Origin of the sequence: Sphingomonas sp. 66-10, from assembly GCF_001897045.1 — a bacterium.
In the GTDB taxonomy this organism is placed as follows: domain Bacteria; phylum Pseudomonadota; class Alphaproteobacteria; order Sphingomonadales; family Sphingomonadaceae; genus Sphingomonas; species Sphingomonas lycopersici.
The window spans coordinates 113,379-124,427 of sequence record NZ_MKRR01000135.1 but is presented as its reverse complement, the minus strand read 5'-3'; the positions used below and the strand labels follow the sequence as shown (position 1 = coordinate 124,427).

9 protein-coding genes are annotated in these 11,049 nt (G+C 65.4%); 8 read left to right on the top strand and 1 reads right to left on the bottom strand.

Features of this window, described 5'->3' with window-relative positions; all coding sequences use genetic code 11:
* On the top strand, nt 1-1,742 hold a 1,742-nt coding region (locus tag BGN95_RS17485), incomplete at its 5' end, for a TonB-dependent receptor (RefSeq protein ID WP_286773484.1).
* A 205-nt stretch (nt 1,743-1,947) separates the two neighbouring features.
* On the opposite strand, the gene BGN95_RS17480 is transcribed toward BGN95_RS17485, so the two are convergent.
* Nucleotides 1,948-2,784 (bottom strand): IclR family transcriptional regulator, encoded by an 837-nt coding sequence (locus tag BGN95_RS17480; RefSeq protein WP_286773539.1) that lies wholly within the window; start codon nt 2,782-2,784, stop codon nt 1,948-1,950.
* A gap of 88 nt (nt 2,785-2,872) precedes the next feature.
* Here BGN95_RS17480 and BGN95_RS17475 point away from each other — a divergent pair, with 88 nt between their 5' ends.
* The 7 genes from BGN95_RS17475 to BGN95_RS17445 form a co-directional block, all read left to right on the top strand.
* On the top strand, nt 2,873-4,156 hold the full coding sequence (locus BGN95_RS17475) for an aromatic ring-hydroxylating dioxygenase subunit alpha (RefSeq protein ID WP_286773483.1): 1,284 nt from the start codon (nt 2,873-2,875) through the stop codon (nt 4,154-4,156).
* A 43-nt stretch (nt 4,157-4,199) separates the two neighbouring features.
* A complete protein-coding gene (locus BGN95_RS17470; RefSeq protein WP_179511945.1) occupies nt 4,200-5,165 on the top strand; it encodes a fumarylacetoacetate hydrolase family protein in 966 nt (321 codons plus the stop codon).
* A 134-nt stretch (nt 5,166-5,299) separates the two neighbouring features.
* A complete protein-coding gene (locus BGN95_RS17465; RefSeq protein ID WP_265268975.1) occupies nt 5,300-6,322 on the top strand; it encodes a DODA-type extradiol aromatic ring-opening family dioxygenase in 1,023 nt (340 codons plus the stop codon).
* Nucleotides 6,322-7,968, top strand: a complete 1,647-nt coding sequence (locus tag BGN95_RS17460) for an FAD-dependent oxidoreductase (protein WP_286773482.1) — start codon at nt 6,322-6,324, stop codon at nt 7,966-7,968. Before BGN95_RS17465 ends, BGN95_RS17460 begins: the two co-directional genes overlap by 1 nt.
* Nucleotides 7,969-8,101: 133 nt before the next feature.
* The gene (locus tag BGN95_RS17455) at nt 8,102-9,076 is read left to right on the top strand and encodes a fumarylacetoacetate hydrolase family protein (RefSeq protein ID WP_179511942.1); all 975 of its coding nucleotides are present in this window, start codon (nt 8,102-8,104) and stop codon (nt 9,074-9,076) included.
* Between the two features lie 41 nt (nt 9,077-9,117).
* Complete coding sequence (locus BGN95_RS17450) at nt 9,118-9,600, top strand: MarR family transcriptional regulator (RefSeq protein ID WP_179511941.1); 483 nt, start codon at nt 9,118-9,120, stop codon at nt 9,598-9,600.
* Between the two features lie 263 nt (nt 9,601-9,863).
* Nucleotides 9,864-11,049, top strand: a 1,186-nt coding sequence (locus tag BGN95_RS17445) for an MFS transporter (protein ID WP_286773481.1), incomplete at its 3' end; no start/stop codon positions are given.

Below are 11,049 nucleotides of genomic sequence, written 5' to 3'. Positions count from 1 at the left end.
ACCCGGCCAAGCTCAACGTGACCGAGGGCCGCATCGATCTCGACGGGTCGCTCGTCAACCACGGGCAGGCCGGTTATGCGGTGAAGGGCATGATCAACGTGCCGCTGGGGGACTCGGTCGCCTTCCGCATCGTCGGCTATGGCATCCACACCCCGGGGTTCATCGACAACACGTCCTACCGCAAGGATAATTTCAACAGCGCCGACACCTGGGGCTTCCGCTGGAACGGCACCTATCAGCTCGGGCCGAACACCACCGCGACGACCCAGCTCTATGTCCAGGATCTGAAATCCAACGGGCAGGGCTATGTCTGGTCGCGCCCGTCGGTGATCGGCGGCGTGGCGCTGCCGGGCGCGGGCGATCTGCAGTCCAGGACGCAGAGCCGCGAGCCTTATCATGACCGGTCGATCCTCGCCGGGCTGACGCTCGAACATCAGTTCGACAATATGACGCTGACCTTCACGCAATCCTATCAGCGTCGCCGCAACGAGAGCTTCACCGACCAGCAGGGGCTGCCGCTGTTCTTCGGCTTCCTGCAGAGCATCGGCGCATTCCCGCCGATCACCTTGCCCAAGGCGATCACCTTCCGCTCCGCGCAGGAGCTGACGATGTGGAATTCCGAACTGCGCCTCGCGACCAATTTCGACGGGCCGCTCAACTTCATCGTCGGGGGGATTTATCAGAACCGCACGACGAAGATTAACAACAGCTTCGTCGATGTCGATCTCACCACCGGGAATCCGATCTTCGCCAACCCCGTCTGGTATGAGCGCGCGGGCGATTTCAAGCTGACGCAATGGGCGGGCTTCGGCGAAGCGACGCTCAAACTGTCCGACAAATTCTCGATCCTCGGCGGTATCCGCGTGTTCCAGAACAAGCGGCACGACATCGCCACCTCGATCGTGCCGTTCCTGCGGCTCGGCACCGCGGGGGCGCCGGACGATGTGCGCAGCACCGAAAGCAAGGCGATCTACAAGTTCGAGGCCGATTATAAGCCGACGCGCGACATCATGCTCTACGCCTCGGCGTCGCAGGGCTATCGCGCCGGCGGCACGATCGTTCGCGTGATCCCCGAACTGCCGCCGTCCTATGGCCCGGATTACACCTGGAACTTCGAGGCCGGCGCGAAGACCGACTGGTTCAATCGCGCGCTCCAGTTCAATATCGCGCTCTATCGGGTCAATTGGTACAACACCCAGATCTCGGGCGATTTCTTCAACGGCACCTTCTCGGGCATCCTCAATTGCTCGGGTCTGTGCGCGCGGTCGCAGGGGGTCGAGTTCGACCTGACCGCGCGCCCGGTGCGCGGGCTGGAGCTGACCGCGAGCGGCACGGTGTTCAAGGCCAAGTGGCTGAAGGACCAGCCGGCGATCTCGGGCTCGCCGGTGGCGGGGACGCAATTCGCCAATACCCCGACCTTCACGCTCAACGGCTCGGCGGCGTATACCGTCAACCTGAGCGGCGACAATTCGGTCGAGCTGCGCGTCGATGCCCAGCATCGCGGCAAATATGCCTATATGGACTATCGCCCGCAGTTTAACCTGATGGCGCCGCAGGCGTTCACCCTGGTCAATGCCGCGATCACGCTGGCGCATCAGGACAAGTGGAATGCCGGGGTCTATGTCCGCAACCTGCTCGACAAGCGGGCGAACATCAACTCGATCGCCGACACGGTGACCCCGTACCAGACGCTGGTCGCCCAGCCGCGCACCGTGGGTGTGCAACTCGGCTACAAGTTCTGACAAAGGCCCCGCCGGGAAACCGGCGGGGAATCTGTCCCCCCCCAGCACAGGCTGGGGTCTCAGGCCGCAGGCGCTCGCGCTTGCGGCCTTCGTGCCGTCACCACTCCGTCATCCCAGCGCAAGCTGTGATTTCAGGCAGCAGGGGCGGCGCCTGCGGCACAAGACCCCAGCTTACGCTGGGGTGACGTGAGCTGTTGGGATGACGTTAGCCGGTCGGAAACTGGAACCGCGAATTGAGCCGCTGCGAGCACAAGGCGCAACAGCGCAGCAGCGCCTCGATCAGCGGCCGCGGCGGGCCGCGCTCGCCGAGTTCGGAACTGGGGATCATCACCGTGACGACTGCGCGCAATTCCTCGTCCTGATCGAACACCGGCGCGGCCACCGCGCCGTGGCCGAGGTTGAACTTGTCGCGCGTCCAGCAGACGTAATGCCGCTGGATATCGGCGATCTGCGTCATGAATTCGGCGCGATCGGCGATGCGGAAATCGGTTTCGCGCTCGCACAGATGGCCGAGCAGTTTCTCGCGCCGCTCGCGTGACTGGAAGGCGAAGGCGATCCGCGCCGAGGGCGAATGCGGCAGGCTAAGCACCAGCCCGGGCTTGACGTCGATATGGATCGCCTGCGGCGCGGGGATCGATCGCACCACCACCGCGTCGCCGCCGGCATCGGTGCACAGCAAGACGGTCAGCCCGACCTCGCGCCCCAAGGCGACGAGATAATCGTCGAGCATCGCCACCAGGTCGAGCCGCGCCGCGGCGATATGCCCCCAGCGCACCAGCCGCCAGCCGAGCTCATAGCCGCGGCTGCCTTGCCGCCCGACCAGCCCCAATTGTTCGAGATTGGCGAGATGCCGCGAGGCGCGCGACTTGGTGATGCCGAGCATCGTCGCGACATCCTGCACCCCGACCTTGCTGCCGCGCTCGGCGAGGAAATCGATGATCGCGGTCGCCGTGGCCACCGCCTCGATCTTGCCCAGCCCGGCGGTCGGCGCCTGCCGGCGCGGGTCGCGATCGCGGGTTTCGGACTCGAGTTGTTGCGACATACGCAACAAATAGACCTCGTTGTTGCGGATGTCGATACCGGGCGATAGCGCGGCGACAGGGATTTTCGACCGCTGGGAGAGGAGGAAAATGGCTAGTCCGGCACAGAATGAGCGATTGACCCGCGTCGGCCCGGGAACGCCGATGGGCGAATTGCTGCGCCGCTACTGGCATCCTTTCGCGGCGACCGCAGAGATCGACGAGCTTGGGATCAAGCCGGTGAAATTGCTGGGCGAATCGCTCGTCGCTTTCCGCGCCGGCGACGGCAGCTACGGGTTGATCGACCGGCAATGCCCGCATCGCCGCGCCGACATGCTGTTCGGCATCATCGAGGAAGACGGGCTGCGCTGCAGCTATCACGGCTGGTGCTTCGCTACCGACGGCAAATGCCTCGAACAGCCGTTCGAGGATATCGCCAACCCCAAGGCGCGCTTTCGCGACAAGATCCGCACCAAGGCGTATCGGGTCGAGGAAAAGGCGGGGATGCTATGGGCCTATATGGGCCCCGATCCCGCGCCGCTGGTGCCCAATTGGGAACCCTTCACCTGGGACAATGGCTTCCGCCAGGTCGTCTATGCCGATGTGCCGTGCAACTGGTTCCAATGCCAGGAGAACAGCCTCGATCCGGTGCATTTCGAATGGATGCACCGCAACTGGACCTCGCGGCTGGCCGGCGACGGCAGCTACGGCCCGAAGCATCTCGAGCTGAAGTTCGACGAATTCGAGTTCGGGCACATCTATCGCCGCGTCCGCGAGGATACCGACAAGGACAGCCAGCATTGGACGGTCGGCTCGACCGCTCTGTGGCCCAACGCCTTCTTCCTCGGCGACCATATCGAATGGCGCATCCCGGTGGATGACGAGAACACGCTGAGCATCACCTGGATGTTCCACCGCGTGCCGGTCGGGCAGGAGCCCTATGTCCAGCAGCGCGTGCCCTATTGGAAGGGGCCGGTGAAGGATGCCGAGGACAATTGGATCACCAGCCATGTGCTCAACCAGGATATCGTCGCCTGGGCCGGGCAGGGCGTCATCGCCGATCGCACCGAGGAGCATCTCGGGCAGAGCGATCTCGGCATCGTCATGCTGCGGCGCTCGTTCGACGAGAATATGAAGGCGGTGGCCGAGGGGCGCGACCCCAAGGGGCTGATCCGCGACGCCGAGCGCAACAAATGCGTCGAACTGCCGATCAAGCATCGCGAGATCTTCACCACCTCGATGACGCTCGAGGAGAGCTGGGCGCTGGGGAAGAAGCTCGCCTACCGCTTCAACCAGCCGCACTACCCGCATCAGGTGGGGCAGCCCGAAGCCGTCAAACGCGAATTCCAGGTGGCGATGGGGATGATCCCCGCCGACGCCGAACACACCATCTGACCGCTCCCCCAAACGGGCGCTCGCAGCAAAGCAGGAGAGTGACATGAAGCTCGGTACGATCAGGATTAACGGCAAGCCGACGGTGATCGCGCGGGTTGCGGACGACAAAGCGGTCGCGCTCGATTTCGCGTGGATGGAGGATCTGATCGAGGCCGGCAATGCTGGGCTCGACAGCGCTGCCGCCGCGATCGAGGCGGCGGTCGCCGGGCGCTTGCCGGTGATCGATCTCGCCAACGCCGATTGGATGGCGCCCAACCCGCGCCCGTCGAAGATCCTCGGCTGCGCGGTCAACAACAACAATCTCAACCAATATGCGGTCAAGCCGATGACCGCGCCGATGTTCTTCACCAAGGGGCGCTCGGCGCTGACCGGCCACAACAAGTCGATCGAGCTACTCAAGGATCACGGCCAGTCGATCCCCGAGCCCGAACCCGTCATCGTGTTCGGCAAGACCGCGAAGAACGTCGCCCCGGAAAACGCCCTCGATTACGTCTTCGGCTATACGCTGACCAATGACGTCACCGCGAGCGGCGTGAAATTCTCGCAGGATTCGATCGCGCTGAAGCAGCGCCCCGAAGTGATCAAGCCGCACCATCTGGCGTGGCGCCCGAAGTTCGAGGGCGGCGAGGACACCTATTTGCTGTTCATCTATCACAGCAAGTCGAAGGGCGCGGATACCTTTGCGGCGATGGGCCCGTGGCTCACCACCAAGGACGAGATCCCCAACCCGAACGCGCTGCGCGTCCGCGGCTATATCGACGGCGAATGCTATGCCGACGACAGCACCGCGAACTATTTCTTTCCGGTCGAGCGGGTGATTTCGGAAGCCAGCAAGTGGTTCACGATGGAAGTGGGCGACTGCCTCCACACCGGCACCGCCTCCAAGGGCACCGAGAAGCATCCGCGCGGCAATATCGGCACCTACCTCAATCTCTATGACGGCAAGCTGACCGATGTGGAGATCGACGGGCTGGGCCGGCTGTCCAACCGTATTTCGGTCGGTTCCTGATCACCACCGGTAACACCTCTGCCGTCATGCCGGACTTGATCCGGCATCCAGGGCAACGAGCGATGATGTTTGTGGCTCTGGATGCCGGGTCGAGCCTGGCATGACGGTGGTAAAGGTCTGCGTGTAGAGGATTTATGGCCAAGATAGTGCTCGGGATCGGCTGCGCGCATACGCCGCAGCTTCATACGATGGCGGAGGACTGGGATCTCCGCGGCGACCGCGATCGCAAGGACGGCGTGCCCTTGTGGTTCCATGGGCGTAAGCTGCCCTATGCCGAGCTGGCGGCGCAGCGCGCGGGCGAGAATATCGGCGATCGGCTCGCGCTCGAAACGCGGCGAGCCGCGCTCGAAGCGTCGTTCGCGGCGATGGACCGGCTCCACGACATGTTCCGCGCGGTCGATCCCGATGTGGTGGTGATGATCGGCAACGATCAGCACGAATTCTTCTCGGAGATCGTGCCCTCGTTCGCGGTGATCGCGACCGACGAACTGCCCAATTTGCCGCGCACGGCTGAGCAGAATGCGCGGCTGCCGATCGGGATCGAACTTTCCGACCACGGCCATCTCCCCGACGAACGGGTCGCCTTCCCGGGCGATCGCGCGTTCGGCCAGCATATCGCGCGGCATCTGGTACGCGAGAGCGGGTTCGACGTGACTTTGTGCCACGAGAAGCCGACCGTGGTGAACGAAAAGTCGCTGATGTACGGCCTGCCGCACGCTTACGGCTTCCTCTACAAGAACGTGCTGCGCGATCTGGTGAAGCCCAACGTCCCGGTCGACGTGAATTGCTGGTATTATGACAACAGCCCGTCCGCCGCGCGCTGCTATGCCTTTGGCGGGGCGGTCGCCCGCGCGATCGAGGCGTGGGACAGCGATGCGCGCGTCGCGGTGCTTACCACCGGCGGGCTGACGCATTTCGTGGTCGACCCCGAATGGGATCGCAAATTCCTCAATGCGCTCGCCAGCGACGACGAGGCGACGCTCTCCGCGATTCCGCAGAACGAGCTGATGGCCGGCACCTCCGAGTGCAAGAGCTGGATCGCGACCTCCGCGGCGATGCGCCACGCCGGGCTCAAGATGACCGAAATCGACTATCAGACGCTCTACCGCACCGAGGGCGGCACCGGATCGTCGTGCGCATTCGTGGCGTGGCAGTGATGGCGACCGATACGCAGGTCATCATCAGCGGCGCCGGCCCGGTCGGGCTGGTCGTCGCGCTCGATCTCGCGCGACGCGGGGTGCGCTCGACGATCGTCGAGACGCGGCAGGCGGGCGAGCCGCCGAGCGTGAAGTGCAATCATGTCGCGGCGCGCACGATGGAGGCGTTCCGCCGGCTCGGTTTCGCCGACGTGGTGCGCGATTCCGGGCTGCCAGCGGATTATCCCAACGATTGCGTCTATCGCACCAGCGTGACGCGGGGGCATGAAATCACCCGCATCGCGATCCCCGCGCGTGCGGAGCGCTGGACCGACTTCGCCGGGCCCGATACCTGGTGGCCGACCCCGGAGCCGCCGCACCGGATCAACCAGATCTATCTCGAACCGTTGATCTTCGCGCAGGCCGCGGCGCATCCGCTGATCACGATCCGCAACCGGACCGAATTGATCGAGGCGACGCAGGACGATGCCGGGGTGACCGTCAACGTGCGCGATCTGCCGAGCGGGGCGACCGAGACGCTGACCGCATTGTATCTGGTCGGCTGCGACGGCGGACGGTCGCGCGTGCGCTCGATCATCGGCGCGAAACTGTCGGGCGATGCGGTCGTCCAGCGCGTGCAATCGACCTATATCCGCGCGCCCAGGCTGCTCGAGATGATGCAGGGGCGCCCCGGCTGGATGAACCTGTCGCTCAACCCGCGCCGCTCGGGCAATACCGTGGCGATCGACGGGCGCGAGACCTGGCTGATCCACAATTACCTCTACGAGCATGAGGAGGATTTCGACGCGATCGATCGCGATGCGTCGATCCGCACGATCCTCGGCGTCGGGGACGATTTCAATTATGAGGTGATCAGCAAGGAGGACTGGATCGGCCGCCGGCTGGTGGCGGACAAGTTCCGCGATCGCCGTATCTTCATCTGCGGCGACAGCGCACATCTGTGGGTGCCTTATGCCGGCTTCGGGATGAACGCCGGGATCGCCGACGCGATGAACCTGACGTGGCTGCTCGCGGCGACGGTCAACGGCTGGGGCGGGGCGCATCTGCTCGACGCTTATGAAGCCGAGCGGCTGCCGATCACCGAGCAGGTGTCGCATTTCGCGATGAACCACGCGCTGAGCGCGATCGCGCATCGTCGCGCGGTGCCCGAGGCGGTCGAGCATGACGGCGCCGAGGGCGAAGCCGCGCGGGCGGCGCTGGGCGCGCAGGTCTATGCGCTCAACGTCCAGCAATATTGCTGCGGCGGGCTGAACTTCGGGTACTTTTACCCGGATTCGCCCATTATCGCCTACGACGGCGAGCAGCAGCCGGGCTATTCGATGGCCGGCTTCGAGCAATCGACCGTGCCGGGGTGCCGCACCCCGCATTTCTGGCGCCGCAACGGCAATTCCGCTTACGACGACTTCGGGGCGGACTATACCTTGCTGCGGTTCGATTCGACGATCGACGTGGCGCCGCTGGAGCAGGCGGCGGCCGCGGCCGGGATGCCGCTCAAGCTGCTCGATATCGCGCCGGACGAGCGTACCGCGGTCTATCGTCATGCCTTGCTGGTGTCGCGGCCCGACCTGCATGTCGGCTGGCGCGGCGATGCGCTGCCGGGCGATGTCGTCGGGCTGGTCGATCAATTGCGCGGGGCGCGCGGCTGAGAGTGTCGCGACCACCTTTCCCCGTTCGGCCTGAGCTTGTCGAAGGGCTGCCCTTCTTCATCGGAAGAAAGTGCAGGGCTTCGACACGCTCAGCCCGAACGGGGTTTATGTTTTCCGTTCCAGGGAGCGAGCGATGAAGCTGGTGACTTTCCGCAATCATGAGGGGCAAGCGCGCCCCGGCGTGCTGGTCGGCGACGATCGCGTGTTCGATATCGCCGCGGCGACCGCGCGCGACGGCGGTGAAATGCTGGGCGACATGCTCGCGGTAATTACCGCCGGTCGCGCCGGGCTGGCGCGGATCGCGGCGGCGCTCGCCGATGCGGGCGACACGATCGCGCTTGGCGAGGTGACCTTGCTCGCCCCGCTGCCGCGCCCGACGCAGATCCGCGATTGCGGCAATTACGAGAAGCATGTGCGTCAGGCGATCGCCGCCGCGATGCAGCTTCGCGCCAGCGCCACCCCCGATCCCGCTGCGACGCTGGAGAAGTTCCGCGCCGCCGGCGCGTTCGAGATTCCGCCGGTGTGGTACGAGCAGCCGCTCTATTACAAGGGCAATCCGATGAGCGTCGTCGGCCCCGAGGCGGAGGTGATCCGCCCCCGCGCGGCGAAGCTGATGGATTACGAGCTGGAGCTCGGCGTGGTGATCGGCGGCCCCGCGCGCGACCTCACCCCGGAAAATGCGCTCGACGCGGTGTTCGGCTATACGATCTTCAACGATTTTTCGGCGCGGGATATCCAGTCGCGTGAGACACAGTTCCGCTTCGGCCCGGCCAAGGGCAAGGATTTCGATACCGGCAATGTAATCGGCCCGTGCATCGTCACCGCCGACGAGATCGCCGACCCAGAGGCGCTGACGATGATCGCGCGCGTCAACGGGGTGGAGAAGGTGCGCACCTCGTCGGGCGGCGGGCAGCATTCGATCGCGGCGACGATCGCCTATATCTCGCGCGACGAAACGCTGCATCCCGGCGACCTGATCGGGCTGGGCACCGTCGGCGACGGCTGCGGCTATGAAAGCCTGACCTTCCTCGACGACGGCGATGTCGTCGAACTCGAGGTGGAAGGGATCGGGGTGCTGCGCAACCGACTGGTTGGGCAGGGAGGCTGACGTTTTGCCGCGCGGATCGGTTTATGCGATGCACGTCGCCGATGTCTGACGACGAAATCTCTGGCCTGCCGCCGTATCGGCAGTCGATCGCCGGTCTGTTGCTCGCCGCGCGCGAGGCGACGATGGCGCCCATCCGCCCCAAATTGCGCGCCGCTGACGTCACCGAGCAGCAATGGCGCGTGCTGCGCGTGCTGAGCGACGAGGGGCGGCTTGATATCGCGGCGCTCGCGGCGAGCGCGATGCTCCACGGGCCGAGCGTGACGCGGATCCTCAAGGAGCTCGGCGAGCGCGGGCTGATCGCGCGCGATGTCGATCCGCAGGACAAGCGCCGCTCGATCATCGCGATCAGCGACGCCGGGCGTGCGCTGGTCAACCGCACCGCCGAGCATACCCGCGTGCTGGTGCAGAATTACCGCAAGGCATTCGGCGAAGAGCGGCTGGAGCGGCTGATGGCCGAACTCGCCGCGTTCCGCGACGCGCTCGGCGGGTTCGCGCCGGACGAGCCCGCGCGCGGGCGGGATTGAGGGAAGCGCTTTCCTCTTAACCGTCATTCCCGCGGAGGCGGGAATCCATTCGCGCAGGCCGGGGCAAGAGTCGTGAGGCCAGCCAGAATGGATTCCCGCCTTCGCGGGAATGACGGATGAGGTGAAGCGCGCTCAACCTCCTCGGAAATGCCGATACCGTTTGCACAGATAACATGTTATCTATATCGTATAACGAGACGAAGTTGCGTATATCGTGCCGCGCTTGCTGCGTCGGTACGGGGCGATGAGGCAGGAGTGGGCGGATGGCAGGCATGGCGATCGGGCGCGCGGGCGCGGGCGGGAGCGCTGCCGACGATAGCGCCTATCCGCGTGGCTCCCGGCCGTGGCTGCTGCTCTCCTATCTGACCCTGTTGTTCGTCCTCTCGTTCATCGATCGCAACATGATGCGATCGATGGTCGATCCGATCCGCGCCTCGCTCGGGATCAGCGACGTCCAGATCGCGTTGCTCGAAGGCGCCGCCTTCGCAACGCTCTACAGCCTCGCGATCATCCCGATGGGGTTCGCCGCCGATCGCTTCAACCGCCGTACCGTGCTCGGCGCGGCGGTGGTCGGCTGGTCGGGGATGACGATGCTCTCCGGCTTCGCCTCCTCCTATCGCATGTTGTTCGTCAGCCGCATGGGGCTGGGGGTGGGCGAGGCGGCGCTGCAGCCGTGCGCGATGTCGATGATCCGCGACAGCTTCCCGCCGCAGCGCCGCGCCTGGCCGCTCGCGGTTTACACCACCGCGCCTTTGGTCGGATCGGCGCTGGCGCTGGTGATCGGCGGCGCGCTCTACGGCTTCGCCAAATCGGGCGGGACGCACGGGATTCCGATCCTCGGCAGCATCGAGCCGTGGCAGTTCGCGATGGTCGTGCCGGGGCTGATCGGGCTGTGCCTCGGCCTCGCGATCTTCCTGTTCCGCGAGCCGCGCCGGGTGGATGTCGATACCGACGCCTCGGAAAACGCGGGCTTCAAGGAGTCGCTGCGCCATATGCGCGGCCATGCCGGGCTCTATGTCCTGCTGTTCAGCGCGATGATCCTGTGGTCGCTCGCCAATACCGGGTGGAGCGCGTGGCTCGCCCCGGCGATCGAGCGCCAGCATGGCCTGCCGCCCGAGGTGGTCGGGCCGACCGCGGGGACGATCGCGCTGATCTGCTCGGCGATCGGCGCGCTCGGCGCGGGCTTCGTGATCGACCGCCGCGCGCTCGCCGGCGACCGCGACGCGATCCTCAAGATCTCGATCGCGCTGCAGGTGCTGCAGATCGTGCCGGTGGTCGGGATGTTCCTCGCGCAGGGGACGACGGGGGTGTGGATCTGCCTCGCGCTCGCCAATCTGCTGATCGGATCGATGCCGGTCGCGGCGTTCGCGATCCTCACCGAGATCACGCCGGGCAACCACATCGGCAAGATCGTCGCCTTGTTCAATCTCGCGCAGAATTTCCTCGGCC

What these genes read in the sequence shown, in the direction of transcription:
- BGN95_RS17450 (WP_179511941.1), top strand. Translation starts at nt 9,118, where the DNA reads ATGTCTGACGACGAAATCTCTGGCCTGCCGCCGTATCGGCAGTCGATC.
- BGN95_RS17455 (WP_179511942.1), top strand. Translation starts at nt 8,102, where the DNA reads ATGAAGCTGGTGACTTTCCGCAATCATGAGGGGCAAGCGCGCCCCGGC.
- BGN95_RS17460 (WP_286773482.1), top strand. Translation starts at nt 6,322, where the DNA reads ATGGCGACCGATACGCAGGTCATCATCAGCGGCGCCGGCCCGGTCGGG.
- BGN95_RS17480 (WP_286773539.1), bottom strand. Translation starts at nt 2,784, where the DNA reads ATGTCGCAACAACTCGAGTCCGAAACCCGCGATCGCGACCCGCGCCGG.
- BGN95_RS17465 (WP_265268975.1), top strand. Translation starts at nt 5,300, where the DNA reads ATGGCCAAGATAGTGCTCGGGATCGGCTGCGCGCATACGCCGCAGCTT.
- BGN95_RS17470 (WP_179511945.1), top strand. Translation starts at nt 4,200, where the DNA reads ATGAAGCTCGGTACGATCAGGATTAACGGCAAGCCGACGGTGATCGCG.
- BGN95_RS17475 (WP_286773483.1), top strand. Translation starts at nt 2,873, where the DNA reads ATGGCTAGTCCGGCACAGAATGAGCGATTGACCCGCGTCGGCCCGGGA.